This is a genomic window from Kribbella sp. NBC_01484 (genome assembly GCF_036227145.1).
Lineage (GTDB): Bacteria > Actinomycetota > Actinomycetes > Propionibacteriales > Kribbellaceae > Kribbella.
The window spans coordinates 3,459,868-3,482,906 of the sequence record NZ_CP109437.1 but is presented as its reverse complement, the minus strand read 5'-3'; the positions used below and the strand labels follow the sequence as shown (position 1 = coordinate 3,482,906).

The following is a 23,039-nucleotide window of genomic DNA, read 5'->3' as shown; positions in this document are numbered from 1 at the left end:
GCACGGACAGTGAACCGATCAGCACGATGAGTTTCACGGTGTGTAAAACCTCAAGAGCTACAGGTGTTTCAGCAGCGCACGCCCCCACCGCGCGCGGTTGCCCGAGCGCGTGGGGGCAGTGATCCCGGCGAACTGGCCGCCGGTGATCCGTTACCTGCGGCGGGAGGTCCGCCGCGCGGTGCGTCGCCCGGTGCGGCGTGCGACCCTGCGTGATCCGAACATGTGGTTCCTCCTGGTAGTGGAAAGGATCGGTAGTCGTGAACACCGGCCCCATGGTCAGCCGGCGGCGCCCGCCTTCTCCATGTCGTGCACTTCCTTGGCTTCCTCGGCCGACATCAGCCCGAGTCCGACCAGATCCAGCGGGCTGATGAAGCCGTCACTGATGCGGAAGCCGCCCGCGCGGGCAATCGCGTCCCGCAACGGCACAGCCCAGTTGTGCTCCAGCAGGATGAGCGCCGCGGCGGAGTCGTTCGGGATCTCGTCGAGCACATCCCAGGCGTCCTCCTCGTCGAACACGTTCACGCCGCCCTCCTCGGCCACTGCCTCGGCGCCGGCTTCCGCCCCGGCCTCCATGCCCTCTTCACCCTCGAAGCCCAAGCCGATCAGCGCGCCGATCTTGCTACCGAGCTCGATCGCCTCCGCCTCGGTCAGGTTGCTGAGATGCTCTGCCTCGATCTCTCCGTCCGCGCTCTTGTAGACCGCCAGCGAGTCGATCACCCGAACGGTGTCGCTCTCCCGCAGCCGCTCCAGCTCAGCGATGATCTCACCGTGGAACTCAGGGTGTGAGAACCCAAGCACGATGAGCTGCACTGGTCCGATTGCCATCTTCAAACCTCTTCCGTCTGGCCCGTTCCGGCGCACCCCGAGGGCGTCCGTCTCTTATCTCCCACCCTGGACGGCACGTCAGGACTGCGCCTCATCCGGCGCGGGTGAACGCGGGCCGATTCACCCCTCTGAGGTGGCGCGCCGACGGACGCCGGCGCGCATCCTGGTGGGGTGAGCGGCCACCGCCCCGCTCTGGTCCGTACCGACGGCCGGGCGACTGCAGTAAGACGACAAGGAGTGACGGACATGGGCAAGCCGTTCAAGGGCACCATCAACATCGACATCCAGGACTCGACCCCGGACTGGACGCCGTACGCGCAGCCGCTGCCCGCCGACGGGGCGCCGAGCGTGCTGTACGTCATCCTGGACGACGTCGGCTTCTCAGCGCTCGAGTCGTTCGGCGGGACGATCGAAACACCGAATATCAAGCGAATCGCCGACAACGGCCTGATCTACACGAACTTCCACACGACCGCGCTCTGTTCGCCGACCCGGTCGTGCCTGCTCACCGGCCGTAACCACACGACGAACGGCATGGCCTGCATCAGCGAGGCGTCGTCGGGTTTCCCGAACGCGAACGGGCACATCCCGATGGAGTGCGCGACGGCCGCGGAGGTGCTGGGCGAGCGGGGCTGGAACACGTTCATGGTCGGCAAGTGGCACCTGTGCGCCGAGGACGAGGAGAACCTGGCCTCGATCCGGCAGCAGTGGCCGGTCGGCCGCGGTTTCGAGCGCTTCTACGGGTTCCTGGGCGCGGAGACGAACCAGTGGTACCCCGACCTCGTCTACGACAACCACCCGGTGGACCAGCCGAAGACGCCGGAAGAGGGGTACCACTTCTCGATCGACATCACCGACAAGGCGATCGGGTTCGTCCGCGACGCCAAGGCGATCGCTCCGGACAAGCCGTTCTTCCTCTACTACGCCTTCGGCGCCGGCCACGCGCCGCATCACGTGCCGAAGGAGTGGGCGGACAAGTACAAGGGCAAGTTCGACATGGGCTACGAGGCCTACCGCGAACTGGTCTTCGCCAACCAGAAGAAGCTCGGGATCATCCCCGAGCACGCCGAGCTGTCGCCGATCAACCCCTACACGGACCTCAAGGGCCCGCAGGGACAGGAGTGGCCGGCGCTCGACGTCGTACGCCCGTGGGAAACGCTGGCCGACGACGAGAAGAAGCTGTTCGCCCGGATGGCGGAGGTCTACGCGGGCTTCGTCAGCCACGCCGACCACCAGCTCGGGCGGATGCTCGACTACCTCGAGGAATCGGGGCAGCTCGACAACACCCTGATCGTCCTCGTGTCCGACAACGGCGCCTCCGGCGAGGGCGGCCCGAACGGCTCGGTCAACGAGAACAAGTTCTTCAACGGCATCGCCGACACGATGAAGGAGAACCTCAAGTACGCCGACGTGCTCGGCAGCCCGCTGACCTACAACCACTACCCGACCGGATGGGCGTGGGCCTTCAACACACCGAACAAGATGTGGAAGCGCTACGCCAACTACCAGGGCGGCACCGCCGACCCGATGATCATCTCCTGGCCGGCCCAGATCACGACGCCGGGTATCCGGACCCAGTACACGCACGCGATCGACATCGTGCCGACGATCTATGACTGCCTCGAGATCGAGATGCCCGAGGTCTACCGGGGGGCTACCCAGATCCCGCTCGAGGGCGAGAGCTTCAAGGCGAGCCTGCACGACACGAAGGCAAAGGGCCGGCAGACGCAGTTCTACTCGATGCTCAGCACTCGCGCCATCTACCACGAGGGCTGGAAGGCATCGTCGGTGACGCCGGCCTCACCCGACGGCTGGGCGGAGTTCGCGACGCAGCGGTGGGAACTGTTCAACACCGAGACCGACCCGAGCGAATGCCACGACCTCGCCGAGCAACACCCGGCCAAGCTGGCGGAGCTGATCGCGCTGTGGTGGTCGGAGGCGGGCAAGTACAACGCTCTCCCGCTCGAGTCCCGGGGCGCGCTGGCCATCCTCACCGCGGAGCGGCCACAGCTCTCCAAGCCGCGCGACGAGTACGTGTACTACCCGGACTGTGAGGAGGTGCCCGAGTCGGTCGCGGTGAATGTCCGCAACCGCTCCTACGCGATCGCGGCCGAGGTCACCATCGACACGACCGACGCGGCGGGGGTCCTGTTCGCACACGGGGCCCGGTTCGGCGGCCATGCCCTCTACATCAAGGACGGCAAGCTCAAGTACGCCTACAACTATGTCGGCGAGTTCGAGCAGATCGTCGACTCGAGCAAGCCTGTTCCAACGGGTAACTGTGTCCTGTCGGCCTCCTTCGAGAAGGCCGGTACCGGGATGCCGACCGAGGGCCTGCTCAGCCTCTACATCGACGAGGAGAAGGTCGGCGAGGCCAAGATCAGGACCCAGCCGGGCAAGTTCTCCCTCGCCGGGGAGGGTCTCAACGTCGGACGGGACCGTGCCGCGCCCGTCACCGACGACTACCCCGGAACGTCGCCCTGGGCCTTCACCGGCGGAACGATCCGCCGGGTCGTCGTGAACGTGGCCGGGGATCCCTGGGTCGACCTCGACAAGGAGGTACGGGCGGCGTTCGCCCGCGATTGACATCCCAGTCCGTCAGCAGGCACACGCGACACCGCGTGGCGCGGTGAGGGGGTCGGGGAGGCGCCGGTCGATTCCATCGGCGGTCTCCACCGGCAGACCTTCGCGAGCCCAGTACTCGAAGCCGCCGATCATCTCCTTGACCGGATAGCCCAGCTTGGCGAACTCCAGCGCGGCCTTCGTGGCGCCGTTGCAACCCGGCCCCCAGCAGTACGTCACCACCGTGACGCCGGCCGATACGGCGGACGCCGCCCGGGCCGCGATCTCCCGGGTCGGCAGGTGGATCGCGCCCGGTACGTGACCCTGGTCCCAGCTCTCCTGGCTGCGGCTGTCGACCAGGACCCACCCGGTCACGCCGGCGCCGATGTCGGCGGCCACGTCCGAGACATCCGCCTCGAACGACAGCCGGCCGGCGAAGTGCGCGACGGCGGCCTCCGATGCGGCGGTGGAGGTGTGCAGGACGGCCGAGGTCTGAACGGTCATGGCTGGCTCCTTCGTGATCAGGGAGCCACCAGCGTCAGGCATCACCGGCAGTGCGCAACAGTGGCAGAAATGCCCTACTACTACAAAATTCAGCCACGCCGCGCACTGATCTTGGCCCGGGCCCGGGCAGTCTTGATCGCCGCCTTCAGCGTCTCGACGTCGTACGCGCCGTAGTGCCGTTGGCCGTTGACGAAGAAGGTCGGTGTGCCGGACACACCGCTGGTGTCCGCGGACTCCACGTCCTGCGCGACCCGTGCCGCCGCCACGTGCCGCTTCACGTCGTCATGCAGCTTCGCGGTGTCCAGGCCGAGTTGCTCGGCGTACCCGATCAGGTCCGTCGGCTGCAGCTTGTCCTGGTTCGCGAGCAGCAGGTCGTGCATCTCCCAGAACGCACCCTGCTTGGCGGCCGCCTCGGACACCTCGGCGGCGATCTGCGCGCGGGGATGGACGTCGCTGAGCGGCAGGTGCCGCCAGACGAACCGCAGATCGTCGTCCTGCAGCACGTCCCGGACGATGGGCTCCGCCATCCCGCAGTACGGGCATTCGAAGTCGCCGTACTCCACCAGCGTCACCGAGGCGGTCTCCGGGCCGCGGATGTGGTCCCGCTCGGGATCGACCGGGTCGGTCAGGTCGAGCAACTGCTCCGCGTCGCCGAGCAGAGCCAGCGCCTTCTTCGGCGGCGAGAGCAGCTTGGCCCCGTGGAACACCAGCCAGGTCAGCCCCGAGGCGACGATCACCGCCGACAGCAGGCCGACCTTCGCCTCCGCCAACTGCGGTCCCTCGAACGCGATCGTTGCTATCAGCAAGGAAACCGTGAAGCCGATCCCGGCGATGGTGCCGCTGCCGACGACCGCGGCCCAGCCGACCGTCGGCCGGAACCGGCCCCGGCTGAGGCGATCCAGCAGCCAGGACACCGTCGTCACCGCGACCGGCTTGCCGACCACGTAGCCGACCAGGATGCCGAGCGTGATCGGCGCGGTGTACGCGCGGCCGAGGAAGGCGGCGTCGATCGTCACCCCGGCGTTGGCCAGGCCGAACAGCGGGACGATCAGGTAGCTGGTCCACGGGTGGTAGAGGTACTGCAGCCGCTCGTTCGGCGAGATCGTCGCGGTCAGTCCGATCGTCGCGGAGCGCGCCAGCTCGGGCGTCGGCTGCTCCCGGAACAGCCGGAACAACCCGGACGCCTCCTCCAGTTCCTCCCGGCCCGGTGAGTACGCCGAGGCCGTCAGCCCGATCGCGAGTCCCGCGACCACGGGATCCACACCACTCTTGAGCAACGCGGCCCACATGATCACGCCGAGCACGACATACATCCAGGCCTTGCGGACGTGGAACAGGGCGAGGCCCAGGACGACGCCGAACGCCACGATGGCCGCCATCAGCGGCATCAGCTGGATGTTCTCGCTGTAGACGACGGCGATCACGACGAGCGCGAGCAGGTCGTCGACCACGAACACCGTCAGCAGGAACACCCGGACGCGGTCCGGGACCCCACGACCCACCAGCGCGAGCAGGCCGAGCGCCAGCGCGGTGTCGGTGGACATCGCGACACCCCAGCCATGCGAGCCCTCGCCGCCGGCGTTGAACGCCAGGTAGATGAGCACCGGCGCGACCATCCCGCCGACGCCGGCCAGCACCGGCAGCACGAACCGGCTGCGGTCACGCAGGTCACCGAGGTCGAACTCGCGGCGCGCTTCCAGGCCGACCACCAGGAAGAACAGTGTCATCAGGCCGCTGTTGATCCACTCCCGCAGGTCCAGGCTCAGGACGTTGTGGCCGAGTCCGATCGACAGGTCGGTCCGCCAGAAATCGTCGTACATCCCGGGCAGGACATTGGCCCACAGGAGGGCGACCACGATCGCCGCGGCAAGGACGCCGGAGCTGCCCGCCTCGGTCCGGAGGAACGCGCGGAGCGGTGCTGCGAACTCCCGCCGCCAGTTGGTCCGGCCGCTCAGCAGCGCGGGGAAGTCCGTCATGGCATCACTCTAACGTTCTGGGTTGAAGGACCCAGAAAAATCCGTGCTGATCCGGCTAACAGTTCGGGGCTTGCGGGCTGCATGATGTGTCCTGAGGATCACTCCAGCCACGGGGTGCCCGATGGCTTGAGCACGACTGGAGTCCCCTGTGTCCGAGCAATACCTCGCCATGAGCGCGTCCGCGGACTCGTTCGCGCGACTGGCGATCGAGATGCATGAAGCACCCGGGGTGGAGGAGACGATCGAAGCGGTCGTCCAGTTCGCCCTGCAGGCACTGAGTTGTACGTATGCCGGCGTCGCGCTGTATGCCCGCGGCTCACGCCCGGAGGTCGCGGCGGTCACGGACCCGGTCGTCGCCGACGTCTACGACCTGCAGCTCAGCAGCCAGACCGGACCACTGGTCACCGCACTGCAGGAGAAGACAACCGTCCTGATCCGCGACACGACCACCGACGACCGCTGGCCGGAGTGGGCCGCCAAGGTCGCCGCGCTCGGAGTCCGCAGCGTTCTCGACGTACCGCTCGTCACCGGCGGCGGGGCCCACCAGACGGTCGGTGTGCTCGGCCTGTACAGCCCGGCCGCGGACGCCTTCGACGCCGACGACGAGGCGATCGCGCACATCCTCGCCCGGCACGCCTCGGTCGCGGTCGCCTCCGCACGGCACGAGGAGACGATGGCCCAGGCCGTCGACGCCCGCAAGCTCGTCGGCCAGGCGATGGGCATCCTGATGGAACGCTTCGACGTCGACGGCGACCGTGCCTTCGCCATCCTCAAGCGCTACTCCCAGGACAACAACACCAAACTCCGCGACGTCGCCCAGCACCTGATCGACACCCGCAAACTCCCGCACTAGTCCGGTACGCCGGCCGACGTACCGGGCCGGTGACACACGCTCGTGCCGTCCGGCCTGAGAGCACGAGGCCGAATCTGACACCGTTGTCCAGGGAACATTTACCGAAATCGGGTGCATACTTCGAGAAGAATTGGGTACGGCGCCCGCGGATGGTTCATCTGTGCAAGGGGTGTGGACACCTAGGCGCCCTTGGGTTGAGCATGACGCCGGGACTTGTGCGGCCAGAACGGCGGACCGGGTCACGTCCCGGCGTCCCCAGCCCGATCGCGCGGTTACCCTGTCGGGATGGGTGAGTGGCGGCCGCTCTCAGGGCCTTCCCGGCAGGTGGCGCTGGAGATCCTGCTGGACGGGCCACTGTCGCGTGCCGAGTTGTCGCGTCGGGTGGGCCTGTCGCCGGGCAGCCTGACCCGCCTGACGAAGCCGATGGTCGAGTCCGGACTGCTGGTCGAGGTGGCCGGTGGACCGACGGACGCGCGGGTGGGCCGGCCGTCGCAGCCACTCGACCTCGACGCGGCCGCCCACCATTTCGTCGGCATCAAACTCACCGGCGACTCGGCGATCGGCGTACTGACGACGCTGCGTGCCGAAGTGATTGCGAGCGCCGAGCGTCCGCTGACCGATCCGACCCCGTCCGTGGTGGCCGAGCTCGTCCTCGAGCTCACCGACGACCTCGCCATCCAGGTGCCGGGCGCGACCCCGATCACCGGGCTCGGGGTGGCCCTCGGCGGCCGGGTGGCGAACAACACCGAGGTCCGCTGGGGGCCGTACCTGAACTGGGTCGACGTACCGTTCGGCGAGATCGTGGCCGCCCACACCAGCATCCCGGTCGTGATCGCGAACGACCTCACCGCGCTGACCGAGGCGACCCACTGGTTCGGCGCCGGCCGGAGCGTCGACCGCTTCGTGCTGCTGACGATCGGCGCCGGGGTCGGGTACGGACTGGTCGTCCACAACCTGACCGTCGACAGTCCCGACACGGACATCGGCACCATCGGTCACTACCCTCTGCTGCCGGACGGTCCGCGCTGCGAGCGCGGCCACCGCGGCTGTGCGCTCAGCCTCCTGACCGTCAGCGCGATCACCGAACAGGTCGGCACGGCGGTCGGCCGGACGGTCGGCTACGACGAGGCTCTTGATCTCGCGGCCAAGGGCGATCCCGCGGCGAGCGCGGTGATCGGCCGCGCGGGCCGCGCGCTGGGCAAGCTGATCGCGGCGGCCGCGAACTTCACCATGCCCGAGCTCGTCGTCCTCGGTGGCGAGGGTGTCCGGCTCGCCGAAGTCGCGCACGCCGAGCTGCTCGCCGCCCTGCACGCGGACCGCCATCCTTCCTCCGCGGAACTGCCGATGGTGCTGCAGCCCGCCGACTTCACCGAGTGGGCTCGCGGCGCCGCGGTGGTCGCGATCCAGACCTTCGTCCTCGGAATCGAGTAACTGACTATCAGGCTATAAACAGTTACACTCCAGGTCATGGACTCAGTGAGGCGATGGCTCGAGGGCTGGCGGCTCTGCCGCGGACTGGAACCAGTGATCGAGTACGACGACGCGCTGGCCGCCGTACTGCGGTTGCCCGGACGCGAGCGGGAGTTGTTCGCGCTCGGCGACGATCCGGCCACCGTGGATCGGCTTGCGGCGCAGGTGTCCGGGGACATCTGGTTGACCGTGACCACGCAGCATGGCGACGAGATCGGCCGACGGCTCGCCGCCGCGGGGGTGGAGCCGTTCGCGGAGCAGAAGACGCTGATGTCGATCGATTTGCGTGAACACCCGCAACCGACGACAGCGGCGTACCGACTTGAAGTGAGCTCCGACGGCGCGCTGGAGTATGTACGTATGCTCGCGGCGGATGGCACGGTCGCGGCGCGGGGTATGGCGGCGACCGTCGGGAGCGACGCGGTGATGCATGACATCCAGACCGATCCGGCGCATCGGCGGCGCGGGCTGGGCAGCGTCGTGATGGGCGCGCTCAGCCGGCGGGCCTTGGAGCGCGGTGCGCGGACGGGATTGCTGATGGCGACCACCGACGGGTTCCAGCTCTACCGGAAGCTCGGCTGGTTGCCCGAGGCAACCATGGTGACAGGGTCAGGCAGTTCGCGCGCGGTGGGCGGCGACCTTGGTGCGGTTCTGGCAGGCCGTTGAGCAGAACCGCTGCGTGCGGCTCCGGGTCGCGTCGAGGAACAGGTCGTCACAGCGGGTCGCCTCGCACCGGCGGAGACGCTCGACCTCATCGCTGCCGAGCAGCATCGCAGCCGCGGTCGCGAACTCGGCGATCCAGCCAGTCGCCCCAGGCCCGCCGAAGTGCAGATGCCACGGTGCCCCGTCATCCCGCACCAGCTGCGGCGCCGCCTTGGTATCCCTGAGCAAGTCGTTCACCAGGTCGACGGCCCCATCCACATCCGGCAGGCGGCTGAGAGCGTCGTACAACTGCTTGCCCCCGGAGGCGTACGCCGCCACGTCCACCTCGCCGACGCGGTTGGTGGTCAGTCGCAGGACAGCGCGGATGTCGTCCGCCTCGGGCGAGACCGCCGGCCGCCCTTGGCGCGTGGCGGATCCGAAGGCGTTCGCCAGCGCGATCGCTGCGACCAGCGACGCCTTCAGGTGATCCGTAGCCTCCACTCCGCCATTATCGCGTGACGGTGGAAATCGTTCATCCGGAGGAGGTGGGTCAGACCAGGGCACTGCGGCGTGTGCTACCAGGGTCGTACGCTCGGGCGAGGGAACATCCGTCCGGGCTCCGATGCCGCAGATCGTTGCCGGGACCAACAATAGCGGTCATGAACCTGGTCGAGTCCCGCCACCGCCCTGCAGTCCGTGGGATCGCCGGCCTGTCCGAGGCCGTCGTCGACCTCGCGGCCGTTCGCGACAACGTCCAGACCTTCCGGCGGCTGGTGCCGCAGGACATCCTCGCGGTGGTGAAGGCCGACGCCTTCGGCCACGGCGCCGTACCGGTGGCCCGGGCCGCGGTCGAGGCCGGCGCGACCTGGCTCGGCGTGGCCCACGCCGACGAGGCGCTGCAGTTACGCGCCGGAGGCCTGACCGTTCCGATCCTGACTTGGTTGTACGACGCAACCGAACTGCTGCTGCTCGGCGATCTCGAGGTGGATGTCAGCGTCTCGACCGTCGCCGAACTCCAGCGCGTCGTCTCCATCCCCTCTGTGCATTTCGTACACCTCAAGCTGGACACCGGACTCCACCGCGCCGGCAGTGCACCTGACCAGTGGATCGAGCTCACCCGGGCGGCGGCGCACTACGAAACGCTCGGGGCCGTCACGGTCCGCGGGATCTGGTCTCACCTCTCGCACGGCGACTCGCCCGATGCCGCGCAGAGCCGGAGGCAACTACAGCTGCTGCGGACCGGGGTGAGCCTCGCCCGCCGGGCTGGGTTGCGGCCGGACGTCGTACATCTGGCCAACTCGGCCGGCGCGATCACGTTGGATGCACCGGACTGCGATCTGGTCCGGATCGGCGCCGGTCTGTACGGCATCGACGAGGTCGGCGTCGGATTGCGGCCGGCGATGCGGCTGACGAGCAAGCTGGCCCAAGTACGCCGGATCCGAGCAGGCGAAGGGGTTTCGTACGGGCACGACTACGTCGCGGACCGGGACACCACGATCGGCCTGGTCCCGCTCGGGTACGCCGACGGGACCCCGCGGGTCGCCGTACGTCGGGCCGGCGTGCAATGCCGGGGTGTGCGGATGCCGGTGATCGGCCGGATCGCGATGGACCAGTTCGTCGTCGACGCCGGTGATCTGGCGGTTGAGCCCGGTGAGCCGGTGACCGTGTTCGGAGACGGCTCGGGTGGTGAGCCGACCGCCGCTGATTGGGCCGACTGGGCCGGGACCATCCCGCACGAGATCTACTGCGGCATCGGATCCCGGGTCCCCCGTCGCTACGAGGAAGGCATCCGATGAAGGTCGCGGTGGTGCTGGGAGGGGCGAGTCCTGAGCGCCGGGTCTCGCTGGCCAGCGGCAAGGGCGTCGTGAAGGCGGTCGAGCTCCTCGGCCACACGGCGATCCCGCTGGTGATCGATGCCGCGGGCAACTGGTTGGACGGGCAGCACGAGGCGATCGAGATCCTGCAGGCGTGCGACGTCACCATCCCCGCCTTGCATGGTGAGGGCGGTGAGGATGGCACACTGCAGGGCTTCTTCCAGCAACTGAAGATCCCGTACGTCGGCAGCGGCGTAGCAGCCAGCGCGGTTGGGCTGGACAAGCGACTCACCAAGGCGGTCCTCATGGCGCACGGCATCGCGGTCACTCCGGGCGTGACGCTGCGCGGTCCGGACCTGACCGACATCGAGGCCGCGCTGCAGAAGATCAAAGTGGCCGGCCTCGAGTTCCCGGTGTTCGTCAAGCCCGGCAACGGCGGCTCGAGCTTCGGCGTGACCCGGGCGACCGATCTGCGGACGCTGTCGGCCGCCATCGCGGATGCCGCCGTACTGGATCCGGTCGTGCTGGTGGAGCGGGAGATGGTCGGCCGGGAGATCGACCTGGCCGTGCTGGAGTTCCCGGACGGGCGCGTCGACACGGCGCCGGCGCTGGAGATCCACGCTGATCCGGCCGAGCCGTTCTTCAACGCGACTGCCAAGTACGACAGCGGCGCCACGCGGTTCGTCGTACCCGCGCCGCTCGAACCCGGGCTGGCCGAGCGGCTGCGGCGTACGGCGATCGATGTCTTCGATGTGCTCGGGTGCAAAGGGCTGGCCCGGGTGGACTTCTTCGTACCGGCCGATGGACAGCCGGTGGTCAACGAGATCAACACGTTCCCCGGGTTCACGCCGGCGTCGCAGTTCCCCCGGATGTGGGCGGCGGCCGGGATGTCGTACGCCGAGGTCGTCGACACGCTGATCCGGACGGCGGTGGCTCAGCAGTGACTGTTCTGTTGAGCGACGAACGGATCACCCGGATCCCAGTACGACCAGGCTGTGGGGAGCTTGTTCTCCCGAGCTGAGCAGGTCATTCCAGGAGGGCGGCGGTGAACCTCTCGCGGTGATCTACCAGCCACTCCTGGATGCGGTCCCAGCGTTCCCATCCCCCGCGCTCGGCCAGTGCTTGGAGATAGATGGTGTCGCCGTCGGCCACGCGGCGCGCGACGAAGGCCCGGCATACTGCGGTGGCCTGCTCGATGGTGCCCGGCAGTTCGGCGCGTTCCCGCAGCGAGAGGCCGTAGCCGTCGGCAAGGATCCGAAGTCGCGTCGGGGCATCCAATCCGGCAGGGTAATAGCCGGCCGCTGATGCTGGGTCGACCATGGGGCCCAGTAGCGGGCGGTCATGGCGACGTCCCAGAGCGGCCGCCCAGGGGCCGCCACGTCGAAATCGATCAGCCCGGCGGCACGGCCGTCGTGGAAGACGACGTTCTCCGGGCATACGTCGTTGTGACAGAGCAACGTCCCTCCCTCCGGATCAGCCAGATCTCGGGGCCATGCGACGTGGATGTCGAGGGGGATGTCCGAGCTGGCCTCGTGGAGGCGCCGCAGCAGGCTCCCCACCGACGTCAGTGCACTCCGGGTCATGGCCCAAGGCGGGAACGGCGGCAGGGCAACGTCGCCGGGAAGAAAGGTCAGCTGCTCGCGGCCGTCCTTGGTGAGGTGGACGGGGGTCGGTGCCGCGTCGAAGCCGTGATCTCTCAGTGCGAGGAGGTGGGCATGGATGGCACGCGCGGTGCTCGGCGCCGGGCGATCCACAAGCGCCCCGTGACGGAAGACCGCGCCCGTGTTCACCATGCCGCCTGTCAGCACCTCGCGGTTCGTCGCGTCGTCTTCAGCCGTCATGCCGATCACGCTAGCGTCAAACCGGCTCTGTGAGGGCCTACCTCGGGGACCGCCCGGCCGCCCTCTACGGCCCGGCGTCAAGCCTCTCGACCTTGGTGTAGACAGTAAATGTCGAGCCCGGTCGTACGCCTCCGACGTCGCGGACATGAACGACTACGGAGTGACCGGTGCGACCACCGGCGCAGAGGTGTTGCTGAAGCTGCCCGTCGACGCGGTCTGGGCGGGGATCACGGCCATCGACCGGTACGGCGAGTGGAGCCCGGAGTGCTACTACGGCGCCTGGCTCGACGACGCGGACCGGCCTGTCCCCGGTGCCCGCTTCGAAGCGCGGAATCGCTTCGCGGACGGGTACGAGACCTACGTGACGTGCACGGTCACGATCGCCGACGAACCGCTGCGCTTCGGCTGGGACGTGTACGGCGGTGGGGATGTGCCCTTCGCACACTGGGAGTACGAGCTGCAGCCGCAGGGGCGGGTGACGCTGGTCCGGCAGTCCTTCACCCATGGACCTGGTGACAGCGGCCTGCGTTCCGGCGTGCGGCAGCAGCCCGAGCGGGCCGCGGAGGTGATCCAAGGACGCCTGGACCAGCTGTCCGCCAACATGCGGAAAACCCTGCTGTCAATGCAGGAAACGCTGTCCTGATGACGGGGAGGTTCAGGAGGCTTCGCTGGCCTTGGCGGTCGAGGGCGCCACCCACAGGCACTCGGCCGTGCCTTCGGCCAGGTGCTGTTCGTAAACGCCGACCTTGTGGGTGATCACCCGCAGGCACTCGGTGAGCTCCTGGATCTGGGCGGTGACGTGGTCCTGATGGCTGCGGAGCAGGGCGAGGCGGTCCTGTTCGTTGCCGGAGCCCTGGCGGACCAGCTCGGTGTACTTGCGGATCGTGTCCAGCGGCATCCCGGACGAGCGGAACTTGATGCACATGTCCAGCCAGTCGACATCGTCCTCGGTGTAAACGCGCCGGCCGTTCGACTCCCGCCGTACGGCGTCCGCGAGCAACCCCTCGCGCTCGTAGAACCGGAGTGCGTGCACGCTCAGCCCGGTCCGCTCCGCAACCTGTCCGATACTCAGTCCAGCGTCCATACGCGGCACCATAACCCCGGTCGTAGCTCTTACAGCAGTGGTTTCAGGGCCGTCAGCGCCTGATGGACGTCGGCCAAGGTCGTGTAGATGTGGAAGGACGCGCGCAACTTCCCGTCGCGGACGGCCGCACGGATGCCGGCCGACGCGAAGGCCTCCTGCGCGCCGGGGAGCGGCGTGCTCACGATCGCGGAGTCGCCCGGTGGCAGCCCGAGACCGGCGCGGAACTCGTTCGCCAGCTCCAGATTGTGCTGGTGGATCGTCTCGACGCCGATCTGCTCGACCAGCTCGAGCGCGGGCGCGGCCCCGACGAAGGAGAACCACGCCGGCGACTGGTCGAACTTCCGCGCGCCATCGGCGAGCACCATCCGCGTCCCGTAGTACGAGTCGTGCACCTCGGCACCGGCGTACCACCCGGCGGCCGACGGCCGGCAACGCTCCTGCAACCGTGGCGAGAGATACCCGATCGTCGCGCCACGTGGCGACATCAACCATTTGTACGTGTGTGTGACCAGCGCATCGACACCGTCCACCCGCAACGGCAACCAGCCCAGCGCCTGGCTCGCGTCGATCACCACCAGCGCGCCAATTTCCTTGCTAGCGGCAACAACCGCGGCCAGATCGAGGACGGCGCCGGTCGACGACTGGACCGCACTCACCGCGACCAGGTCGAACCCCGGCCGGATCGCCGCGACCAGCTCATCCCCTGGTACGGCGACCACCTCGACGCCACGGTCCGCGTGGACCTGCCACGGAAACACGTCCGACGTGAACTCGACGTCGTCGGTCAGCACCTTCGCCCCGTCCGGCAACGCCGCTGCGATCGGCGCCAACGCCGCGGAGACCGTGCTGCCCACGAACACATCGCCGGCGTCCGCACCGACCAGCCGGGCGAACGACTCCCGGGCCCGGGTCGTCGACTTGTCCCATGGTTCCCAGGACGTCGCGCCGACCCGCCAGTCGGCGAGCGCGGCCTGCAACGCGTCCCAGGCCGGCTTCGGCGGCAATCCGTACGACGCCGTGTTCAGCCAACCCGGCTCCGGATCCCATAGTCCGGCGAAGTCCCCAAGAGTTCCCATTGCTCCAGCCTACGCAGCCGCGCGGACCGGCCGCGGGAGTTGTCCAAAACCGTCAGTTACGCAGGTGCGCTAGCAGCGTCGCCAGCCGCCGCCGTCGGCGGCTCGTGCTCAAGAACGGTTCTGGAGCTGTTGGAACTGCAGACCTCGCACTCCACCTGCGGATTGACCTTGAGAACCCACCAACCATTTTCGGGCGCCGAAAGTGGTTGGTGGGTTCTCAAGGTGGAGCCGCGGCCGGATCAGTGGAGTAGGCCGGCTGACGTCAGGCGGTCGGTGATGGGGTCGTGGGAGACGGCCCGGGCGGTGTTGCCGCGGTGGTCGGTGGTGGTGCGGGATGCGGTGCCGTTGACCTAGACAGTGCTCTAGCTTCTAGCGTTGCGCCGGTCAGGACCGGCAAGACTGGGGAGCTGTTTCATGCGCTATCGCACGCTGGGTGGGACCGGGATCGAGGTCAGTTCGCACTGCCTCGGCGCGATGATGTTCGGCGCGGTCGGGAACCCCGACCACGAGGACTGTGTCCGCATCATCCACGCCGCCCTCGACCAGGGCATCAACTTCGTCGACACCGCGGACATGTACTCGACGGGCGAGTCCGAGGAGATCGTCGGCAAGGCGCTGAAGGGCCGCCGGGACGACGTCGTACTCGCGACCAAGGTGCACTTCCCGTTGCACGACGACAGCCGGAACCGCAGTGGGAACTCCCGGCGGTGGATCACTCGCGCGGTCGAGGACAGCCTGCGCCGGCTCGACACCGAGTGGATCGACCTCTACCAGGTGCACCGGCCGGATCACTCGACGGATATCGAGGAGACACTCTGGGTGCTCAGCGATCTCGTCAGCGCGGGGAAGATCCGGGCATTCGGATGCTCGACGTTCCCGGCCGAGGACATCGTGGAGGCGTACCACGTGGCGGAGCGGCGAGGGTACGGGCGTTTCCGTACGGAGCAACCGCCGTACTCGATGATCGGCCGCGGGATCGAGCGCTCGCTGTTGCCGACGTGTCAACGGCTCGGGATGGGAGTGCTCACGTGGAGCCCGCTCGCGTTCGGCTTCCTGTCCGGCAAGATCCGCAAGAACCAGCCGATCGACCTCACGTCGGGCCGGGCTGCCATCGCTCCGAACCGCTTCGATCCGTCGCTGCCCGCGAACGCGGCGAAGTACAACGCCGTCGAGCGCCTGATCGAAGTCGCCGAGGGCATCGGAGTGTCCCTCCCTGAGCTGGCGATGGCCTTCGTCACCACGCATCCGGCGGTCACGTCGGTGATCAGCGGACCCCGCACGATGGAGCAACTCGACGGCCTGCTGAAGGGCGCTGACCTCACCCTGGACGACGCGACCCTCGACCGGATCGACGAGATCGTCCCGCCAGGCACCGACCTCTGGGACACCGACGCCGCCTGGCGCCCCCAATCCCTCACCAACCCCACCGCCCGCCGCCGCCCACCCACCGACCGCTGAGCCCCCGCCCCGCCCCCATCGCACGACCAGCAAGCCGACCCACCCAAACCGCGACTTTGTGCACCATTGCCGCATCCACAGGCCGCAAAAGCACGGATCCGGTGCACAAAGTCGGCTCGACGCGGGCCGGGTGTCGCGACGACTCGACGTGGCCGGGGCCGGGGCGCGACGGCACGACGCGGCCGTGGGCCGGTCGGCCGGCTCGAGGTCGGCCGGGTGCCGACCCACCCGCACCGCGACTTTGTGCACCGTTGCCGCATCCACAGGCCGGCGAAACACGGATCTGGTGCACAAAGTCGGGTCGGCTTGGGTCTGGGCCGCGTCGGCTCGGGGTGGGTCGAGTGGCTCGGATCGGGGGTGCGGGGTGGGTTAGTTGCCGGTTTGGAGGGTGGTCCAGGTGGCTGGGCCTGCGATGCCGTCGACTGTCAGCTGTCTCGTGCGCTGGTAGTCCTCTACGGCCGCAAATCGCCCCGGGCGGGCGGAAGATGAAGGTTTTCAGTCAGGGGCGTGGCGGCGACGGTTTGTTTTTGGCGGGGCGAGATGGGCACTGGAAGATCGTCAGCCAAGAGAAAGAGTCAGATCGATGAACCCCCTGCCGCAGTCCACCCGTAACGCCGCGGAACCGTGGACGGCGAAGGAAGTCCGGCAGTTCGAGAAACTCGCGGCGGAGAACCTGCCACCCTCGGTGATCAGCCTCCGCCTCGGCCGCCCGGTCGCGGCCATCCTGACCAAGGCCGTCGAGGCGGGTATCAAGCTCACCCCGCTCAACCGCCCGCCGTACGGCGTTTGACGCCGACACCCTGACGCCGGGACGGCGCCGACGTACCGTGGGTGCAAACACGTCCCAGGGAGGGTGTCATGACTGTCCGCAGACCCGGCAGGTGGGATCCCGGCGAAGAGCCGTCCCCGGTGATCGACGAGACGCTGCAGGAGGAAGGCCTTGAGCTGACCAACTACGACGGCGTGCTCCCCGACCACCCCGGTGGCAAATCTCTCGGCCCGCAGCCCAACCCACCCCGGCGCCCGCCCCACAAGGCACCCCCGGAGGAACCGGCGGACGACCCGGCGGAGGAACCGGCGGACAGCTGACCGGAGCGCCCTCCAGCGGCGACGGAGCACGCGGGCGACGGCAACATCCCGCCCGCGTGCATTACCGTGTGTGCCCATGACCGGATGGTTGGGGGTGATGCCGTGGCGGTGACGATGCGGGACGTGGCGCGGCAGGCCGGGGTGTCGCCGAAAACGGTCTCCAACGTGATGAACGGGTATCCGTACATCCGCGAGGAGACCCGGACCAGGGTGCTCGCCGCGATCGATGCCCTCGGCTACCAGATGAACATCTCCGCCCGGAACCTGAAGTCCGGCCGGACCGGCATCATCGCGCTCGCCGTCCCCGAGCTGAGCAACCCGTACTTCGCCGAGCTCGCCGACGCGGCGATCGCGGCCGCCGGTGAGCACGGCCTGACCGTGATGATCGAGACCACCGGCGCCGACCGCGACCGCGAGCTGACCGCACTCGCCCGGCCGCGCGGACACTTGGTCGACGGTCTGCTCTACAGCCCGCTCGGCCTCGGCCCTGAGGACGTCGACCAACTGCGGACACCGACGCCGATGGTGCTGCTCGGCGAGCGGATCTTCCACGGCCCGGTCGACCACGTGATGATCGACAATGTCGAGGGCACCAAAGCGGTCGTCCGGCACCTGCTCGACCAGGGCCGGCGCCGGATCGCGGTGATCGGCATCCGCCCCGGCGAGAAGGTCGGCACGGCCGCGATCCGGTACGGCGCGTACACCGACACGCTCGCGGAGTACGACGTACCCGTTCCGAAGGACCTCGCCGTGTCCGGCGGGAAGTGGCACCGATCGAGTGGCGCCGACGCGATGGAGGAGTTGCTCGCGTCCGGGCAGAGGTTCGACGCCGTCCTCGGTCTGAACGACACGCTCGCACTCGGCGCGGTCCGGGCGCTCACCGCGCACGGCATTCGGATCCCGGACGACGTCGCGGTGGCGGGCTTCGACAACATCGACGAGGCCAGCTACAGCAGTCCGACCCTGACCACGGTCGATCCGAACCGCATCTACATCGCCCGCACCGCGGTCGACCTGCTGGTCCAGCGAATGGCCGGCGACGACTCCGAGCACGCCGAGATCGTCGCGCCGTACGAGCTGCACACGCGCGAATCCACGCTCGGCGCCAGCTGAGGTCTTGACGGTCCCGGAGCACCCGGGCATTATCCCTACACCGATGTAGTACACCGATGTAGAACGCCCTGTCCCCGCCCCCGCCTGGAGGACACGCAGATGCTTGACGACTCCCCTCCGCCCCTCCGCCCACGACGTCGAGCAGTACTTGGTGGCCTGCTCGGCGGCGCCCTCGCCCTCACCGGCTGCGGCAGCCTCAGCAGCAAACCCAGAGTCCGGGAATGGAACCTCTTCGGCGGCGGCGACGGCGCCCGCCTGCTGCAGATCCATCAGCAGTACGTCGCCGAACACCCCGACGTGCGGTTCGAGGCGACCACCCTCGCCTGGGGCCCGCCGTTCTACACCAAACTCGCGATGTCGGCGGCCGGCGGCCGGGCGCCCGAGGTCGCGACCATGCACATGTCCCGGCTGAAGGGATTCAGCCCGACGACGATGCTCGACCCGATCCCGGTCGATCTGCTGTCCGCTGCCGGCGTGCACCAGTCCGACTTCCTGCCGGCGACCTGGGACCGCTGCGTCATCGACGGCAAGCTGTACGCCGTTCCGCTGGACCAGCACCCGTTCGTCCTCTACTACAACCTCGAGATCTGCAAGAAGGCAGGTCTGCTCGGCCCGGACAACAAGATCAAGACCGTCAAGGGCGTGACCGAGTTCCTCGACATGCTCCGGGCGGTCAAGGAGACCACCGGCAAGTACGCCGTCTCCGTCGACACCACCAGCCCGTGGCGGCTGTGGTGGACGCTGTACGGCCAACTCGAGGGCGAGTTCTTCAGTCCGGACGGCAAAGAGCTGGTGATCGACGACGCCAAGGCGCTCGAGGCCCTGGACCTGATCGCGAAGCTCGCGAGCGAAGGACTGACGCCGCGGTCAGCGAACTACGCCGCCCTGGTCGCCCAGTTCAGCAACGGCGAGGCCGGGTTGAGCTTCAACGGTGAGTGGGAGGTCACGACGTACCAGACCGCGAAGCTGCCGTTCAGCATGGCGCCGTTCCCGGTCGTGTACGACGTACCGAAGTTCCAGGGCGACTCGCACACCTTCGTGCTGCCGCACCAGGCCCACCGCAACGCCGACGACACGAAGGCGACGATCGAGTACATCGCCTGGATGCTGAAGCACAGCGTCGAGTGGGCGGCCGGCGGCCACATCCCGGCGTACCAGCCGGTGGTGACGAGCCAGGAGTACCTGGACCTCAAGCCGCAGGCGGAGTACCGCAGCGTCGCTCCGAACGTGCTGTACGACCCGGATGCGTGGTTCAGCGGTTCGGGAGCCCAGCTGGAGAACGAGTCCGCCGCGGCCTTCAACGGGATCGCGACCGGACAGGCCACTCCGAAGGCCGCGCTCGCCCAGTTCAAGGCAGCCACCCAGAAGCTGCTCGACACCCCGTCCCCGGTCTGAAAGGAGGCCATCATGGCTGTGCAGACACCACCTCGTGCCCTCAGTACCACCCGACCGGCCGCACCGAAGCCGGGCACTGGCCGCCCGTGGACGGAGCGTTGGGGCGGACTGTTCTTCGTGGCGCCGTTCCTGCTGCTGTTCGCGGTCTTCCTGCTCTGGCCGATCGTGTCCGGGCTGTGGAACAGCTTCTTCAACACCAGCCTGGCCGGGGTCAAGCACCAGTTCCTCGGCCTGGAGAACTGGCGGGAGATGTTCGGCGACCCGGCTGTCTGGTCGTCGCTGAAGAACACCTTGATCTTCACCGCGATGAGTACGCCGCCGCTGGTGATCATCGCGCTCCTGATGGCTCTGCTCGCCAACCGCAAAGGCCTGCTGGGCTGGCTGTTGCGGTTCTCGTACTTCGCTCCGTTCGTCCTGCCGGCCACCGTCGTGACGCTGATCTGGGTGTGGATCTACCAGCCCGGCTTCGGCCTGGTGAACGGGTTGCTGACGGCCGGTGGGTTCGCCGAGATCGACTGGCTGAACACCGAGAACCGGGCCATGCTCGCGATCGTGATCACCACCGTCTGGTGGACCGTGGGGTTCAACTTCCTGCTCTATCTGGCCGCGCTGCAAGGGATTCCGGCCCAGGTGTACGAGGCGGCCTCGATCGACGGCGCCAACGGGCGGCAGCAGCTGTTCCGGATCACGCTGCCGTTGCTGAGCCGGACCACCGGGCTGATCGTCGTCCTGCAGCTGGTGGCGTCGCTGAAGATCTTCGACCAGGTGTACCTGATGACCGACGGCGGGCCGAACTTCGCGACCCGGCCGATCATCCAGTACATCTACGAGAACGGCTTCACCAACTACCGGATCGGCTACGCGTCGGCGATCTCCTACATGTTCTTCGCGGTCATCGTGGTGGTCGCGCTGCTGCAGTTCAAACTGTTCTCCGGCCGGAAGGAGGCCGGCGAATGAGGACGTCGTGGACCTTCCCGAAGGTGGCGAGCATCGTCGGGGCCGTCATCCTGGCAGTCGTGTGGCTGGTCCCGCTCCTGTGGGCCTTGGACACGTCTCTCAAACCGGAGCCGGAAACGACCCGGTCGCCCATCACCTGGTTGCCCAACGCACCGACCCTGGCTGCCTATCAGAGCGTCATCGATCAGGGTGATCTGATCCGCTGGTTCCTGAACAGCAGCGTCGTGTCCGTCCTGGTGACCGGCCTGACGCTCGTGGTGTCGGTGCTGGCCGCCTTCGGTTTCTCGCGGACCAGGTTTCCCGGCCGGCGGGTGCTGTTCGGGCTGATCATCGCCGGCATCCTGGTCCCGCCGCAGGTGCTGATCGTGCCGCTGTTCCAGGAGATGACCGGGCTCGGCCTGGTCGACACCTATTGGGGCATCGTGCTGCCGCAGGTGGTCGCGCCGGTGATGGTGGTCGTGTTGAAGAAGTTCTTCGACGGCATCTCCCGTGACTACGAGGACGCCGCCCGGGTCGACGGCGCGTCCCGGTGGCGGATCGTCTGGAGCGTGATGGTGCCGATGTCGCGGCCGATCCTCGTTGCCGTCGGCATCTTCACGTTCATCGGTGCCTGGAACAACTTTCTCTGGCCCTTCATCGTGACCACCGACCCGTCGATGATGACGATCCCGGTCGGCCTGGCCAACGTGCAGGGCTCGTACGGCCTGCGCTACGCCCAGATCATGGCCTCCGCGGTCCTGGGCGGACTTCCCTTGCTGATCGTCTACGCCCTGTTCCAGCGCCATGTGGTCCGCGGCGTCGGCGACGCAGGCATCAAGGGTTGACACCACTCACCACGACAGGAGCAACCTGGTGCCCGCTGCCAACCTCACCATCGACCCCGCGTTCACGATCGCGCCCGTGAACCGCCGTACCTTCGGGACCTTCGTCGAACACATGGGCCGGTGCGTCTACACCGGTATCTACGAACCGGGCCACGCGACCGCCGACGAGGACGGGTTCCGCAAGGACGTCCTCGAGCTCACCCGCGAGCTCGGCGTCTCGGTGGTCCGCTACCCCGGCGGCAACTTCGTCTCCGGCTACCGCTGGGAGGACGGCGTCGGCCCGCGCGAAGGACGGCCGCGCCGGCTCGACCTCGCCTGGCACAGCATCGAGACGAACGAGTTCGGCCTGGACGAGTTCATCCGCTGGTGCGCCAAGGCCGGGGTCGAGCCGATGATGGCGCTCAACCTGGGTACGCGCGGAGTCCAGGAGGCGCTCGACCTCCAGGAGTACTCGAACCACCTGGGCGGGACCGCCTTGTCCGATCTGCGGGAGCAGCACGGCGCATCGCCGTACGGCGTCAAGCTGTGGTGCCTCGGCAACGAACTGGACGGCCCGTGGCAGGTCGGCCACAAGACGCCGACGGAGTACGGACGGCTCGCGGCAGAGACGGCACGGGCGATGCGGATGATCGAGCCCGATCTGGAGCTGGTCGCGTGTGGCTCGTCCTCGTCACGGATGCCGCTGTTCGGCACCTGGGAGCGGGAGGTCCTGCGGGAGACGTACGACTTCGTCGACTACATCTCCTGCCACGCGTACTACAGCAACGACGACGGCGACACGGCGTCCTTCCTGGCCTCGGCGGTGAACATGGACCGCTTCATCGAGGCCGTGGTCGCGACGGCGGACCACGTCGGCGCCGAGCTCAAGAGCAGCAAGAAGATCGGCATCTCCTTCGACGAGTGGAACGTCTGGTACGGCGAACGGTCCCGCCGGACCGACGGCCCGCACGACCGGTGGGAGGTGGCGCCGCGGCGGATCGAGGACGAGTACAACGTCACCGATGCCGTTGTCGTGGGCAACCTGCTGATCTCGCTGCTGCGGCACAGTGACCGGGTCGCGGTCGCGTGCCTGGCGCAACTGGCGAACGTGATCGCGCCGATCATGACCGAGCCCGGCGGCCCGGCCTGGCGGCAGCCCACGTTCCACCCGTTCGCGATCACCTCCCGGCTCGCCGCCGGCCAGGTGCTCCAGGTGCGGGCCGACTCGCCGACCGTCAGCACCGCCAAGTACGGCGACATCCCGGCCGTCGACGCGGTCGCGACGTACGACGAGGGCCGGCTCGCGGTCTTCGCCGTGAACCGGTCCACCGAGGGCCCGGTCGAGATCACCGTGGACGTCAGCCGGACCGGCGTCACCGCGATCGAGGAGGCCGTGATCGTCCACGACGAGGACCCACTCGCCACCAACTCGGCCGCGCACCCGGACCGGGTGACCGCCCAGCCACACGAGTCGGTGAGCCTCGCCGACGGCAAGCTGACCATTACGCTCCCAGCGATCAGCTGGACAGCGCTTTCTCTGTCGACGGACTGATGGTGCTAGGTCAGACTGGGTGGCC

The 23,039-nt window shown here is 68.2% G+C and carries 23 protein-coding genes and 1 pseudogene; 15 read left to right on the top strand and 9 right to left on the bottom strand.

The features are described 5' to 3' along the window. Positions 1-276: 276 nt before the first annotated feature. Positions 277-825 (bottom strand): hypothetical protein, encoded by a 549-nt coding sequence (locus tag OG555_RS17150; protein ID WP_329483895.1) that lies wholly within the window; start codon positions 823-825, stop codon positions 277-279. Positions 826-1,071: 246 nt separating this feature from the next. Here OG555_RS17150 and OG555_RS17145 point away from each other — a divergent pair, with 246 nt between their 5' ends. After that, positions 1,072-3,411, top strand: a complete 2,340-nt coding sequence (locus OG555_RS17145; protein WP_329483894.1) for an arylsulfatase — start codon at positions 1,072-1,074, stop codon at positions 3,409-3,411. Between the two features lie 12 nt (positions 3,412-3,423). Here OG555_RS17145 and OG555_RS17140 read toward each other — a convergent pair whose 3' ends face one another. Both OG555_RS17140 and nhaA read right to left on the bottom strand, forming a co-directional pair. After that, complete coding sequence (locus tag OG555_RS17140; RefSeq protein WP_329483893.1) at positions 3,424-3,891, bottom strand: rhodanese-like domain-containing protein; 468 nt, start codon at positions 3,889-3,891, stop codon at positions 3,424-3,426. Between the two features lie 89 nt (positions 3,892-3,980). After that, positions 3,981-5,867 (bottom strand): Na+/H+ antiporter NhaA, encoded by a 1,887-nt coding sequence (gene nhaA / locus OG555_RS17135; RefSeq protein WP_329483892.1) that lies wholly within the window; start codon positions 5,865-5,867, stop codon positions 3,981-3,983. Between the two features lie 169 nt (positions 5,868-6,036). On the opposite strand from nhaA, the gene OG555_RS17130 reads away from it, so the two are divergent. The 3 genes from OG555_RS17130 (at position 6,037) to OG555_RS17120 (ending at position 8,856) form a co-directional block, all read left to right on the top strand. Continuing rightward, complete coding sequence (locus tag OG555_RS17130) at positions 6,037-6,720, top strand: GAF and ANTAR domain-containing protein (protein ID WP_329484837.1); 684 nt, start codon at positions 6,037-6,039, stop codon at positions 6,718-6,720. A 285-nt stretch (positions 6,721-7,005) separates the two neighbouring features. Further along, positions 7,006-8,151 carry an ROK family transcriptional regulator gene (locus tag OG555_RS17125; protein WP_329483891.1) on the top strand — a complete coding sequence of 382 codons (1,146 nt, stop codon included), beginning with the start codon at positions 7,006-7,008 and terminating at the stop codon, positions 8,149-8,151. Between the two features lie 36 nt (positions 8,152-8,187). Further along, a complete protein-coding gene (locus OG555_RS17120; protein WP_329483890.1) occupies positions 8,188-8,856 on the top strand; it encodes a GNAT family N-acetyltransferase in 669 nt (222 codons plus the stop codon). Here the strand turns inward: OG555_RS17120 and OG555_RS17115 are convergent. Next, complete coding sequence (locus OG555_RS17115; RefSeq protein ID WP_329483889.1) at positions 8,800-9,333, bottom strand: CGNR zinc finger domain-containing protein; 534 nt, start codon at positions 9,331-9,333, stop codon at positions 8,800-8,802. The two genes, OG555_RS17120 and OG555_RS17115, sit on opposite strands and share 57 nt — an antisense overlap. Positions 9,334-9,491: 158 nt before the next feature. On the opposite strand from OG555_RS17115, the gene alr reads away from it, so the two are divergent. Then, on the top strand, positions 9,492-10,628 hold the full coding sequence (alr, locus tag OG555_RS17110) for an alanine racemase (RefSeq protein WP_329483888.1): 1,137 nt from the start codon (positions 9,492-9,494) through the stop codon (positions 10,626-10,628). Further along, positions 10,625-11,590, top strand: coding sequence for a D-alanine--D-alanine ligase family protein (locus OG555_RS17105; RefSeq protein WP_329483887.1), 966 nt, complete (start codon positions 10,625-10,627; stop codon positions 11,588-11,590). Before alr ends, OG555_RS17105 begins: the two co-directional genes overlap by 4 nt. Before the next feature lie 82 nt (positions 11,591-11,672). Here the strand turns inward: OG555_RS17105 and OG555_RS17100 are convergent, their stop codons facing one another. Together OG555_RS17100 and OG555_RS42850 are read right to left on the bottom strand one after the other, a co-directional pair. Further along, a complete protein-coding gene (locus OG555_RS17100) occupies positions 11,673-11,924 on the bottom strand; it encodes a hypothetical protein (RefSeq protein ID WP_329483886.1) in 252 nt (83 codons plus the stop codon). Positions 11,925-11,998: 74 nt separating this feature from the next. Beyond that, positions 11,999-12,229 (bottom strand): annotated as a pseudogene (locus tag OG555_RS42850) (phosphotransferase); the annotation flags it as partial. Between the two features lie 403 nt (positions 12,230-12,632). On the opposite strand from OG555_RS42850, the gene OG555_RS17095 reads away from it, so the two are divergent. Further along, positions 12,633-13,130, top strand: coding sequence for an SRPBCC family protein (locus OG555_RS17095; RefSeq protein ID WP_329483885.1), 498 nt, complete (start codon positions 12,633-12,635; stop codon positions 13,128-13,130). Between the two features lie 12 nt (positions 13,131-13,142). Here the strand turns inward: OG555_RS17095 and OG555_RS17090 are convergent, their stop codons facing one another. Together OG555_RS17090 and OG555_RS17085 are read right to left on the bottom strand one after the other, a co-directional pair. Then, the gene (locus tag OG555_RS17090; protein ID WP_329483884.1) at positions 13,143-13,571 is read right to left on the bottom strand and encodes a MerR family transcriptional regulator; all 429 of its coding nucleotides are present in this window, start codon (positions 13,569-13,571) and stop codon (positions 13,143-13,145) included. Positions 13,572-13,600: 29 nt separating this feature from the next. Then, positions 13,601-14,647 carry an aminotransferase class V-fold PLP-dependent enzyme gene (locus OG555_RS17085; RefSeq protein ID WP_329483883.1) on the bottom strand — a complete coding sequence of 349 codons (1,047 nt, stop codon included), beginning with the start codon at positions 14,645-14,647 and terminating at the stop codon, positions 13,601-13,603. Between the two features lie 414 nt (positions 14,648-15,061). Between OG555_RS17085 and OG555_RS17080 the strand changes: the two genes are divergently transcribed. Then, positions 15,062-16,105, top strand: a complete 1,044-nt coding sequence (locus OG555_RS17080) for an aldo/keto reductase (RefSeq protein WP_329483882.1) — start codon at positions 15,062-15,064, stop codon at positions 16,103-16,105. 369 nt (positions 16,106-16,474) lie between these two features. On the opposite strand, the gene OG555_RS17075 is transcribed toward OG555_RS17080, so the two are convergent. Next, the gene (locus tag OG555_RS17075) at positions 16,475-16,534 is read right to left on the bottom strand and encodes a hypothetical protein (protein ID WP_329484836.1); all 60 of its coding nucleotides are present in this window, start codon (positions 16,532-16,534) and stop codon (positions 16,475-16,477) included. A 154-nt stretch (positions 16,535-16,688) separates the two neighbouring features. Between OG555_RS17075 and OG555_RS17070 the strand changes: the two genes are divergently transcribed. The 7 genes from OG555_RS17070 (at position 16,689) to arfA (ending at position 23,014) form a co-directional block, all read left to right on the top strand. Continuing rightward, the gene (locus OG555_RS17070) at positions 16,689-16,895 is read left to right on the top strand and encodes a hypothetical protein (RefSeq protein ID WP_329483881.1); all 207 of its coding nucleotides are present in this window, start codon (positions 16,689-16,691) and stop codon (positions 16,893-16,895) included. Between the two features lie 68 nt (positions 16,896-16,963). Then, a complete protein-coding gene (locus OG555_RS17065; protein WP_329483880.1) occupies positions 16,964-17,194 on the top strand; it encodes a hypothetical protein in 231 nt (76 codons plus the stop codon). Between the two features lie 102 nt (positions 17,195-17,296). Beyond that, entirely contained in the window at positions 17,297-18,307 is a 1,011-nt protein-coding gene (locus tag OG555_RS17060) for a LacI family DNA-binding transcriptional regulator (protein WP_329483879.1), read from the top strand. A 99-nt stretch (positions 18,308-18,406) separates the two neighbouring features. Then, complete coding sequence (locus OG555_RS17055) at positions 18,407-19,702, top strand: extracellular solute-binding protein (protein ID WP_329483878.1); 1,296 nt, start codon at positions 18,407-18,409, stop codon at positions 19,700-19,702. 12 nt (positions 19,703-19,714) lie between these two features. Continuing rightward, a complete protein-coding gene (locus tag OG555_RS17050) occupies positions 19,715-20,659 on the top strand; it encodes a carbohydrate ABC transporter permease (protein WP_329483877.1) in 945 nt (314 codons plus the stop codon). Then, a complete protein-coding gene (locus OG555_RS17045; RefSeq protein ID WP_329483876.1) occupies positions 20,656-21,483 on the top strand; it encodes a carbohydrate ABC transporter permease in 828 nt (275 codons plus the stop codon). Before OG555_RS17050 ends, OG555_RS17045 begins: the two co-directional genes overlap by 4 nt. A 28-nt stretch (positions 21,484-21,511) precedes the next feature. Next, the gene (arfA, locus tag OG555_RS17040) at positions 21,512-23,014 is read left to right on the top strand and encodes an arabinosylfuranosidase ArfA (RefSeq protein ID WP_329483875.1); all 1,503 of its coding nucleotides are present in this window, start codon (positions 21,512-21,514) and stop codon (positions 23,012-23,014) included. Positions 23,015-23,039 lie beyond the last annotated feature (25 nt).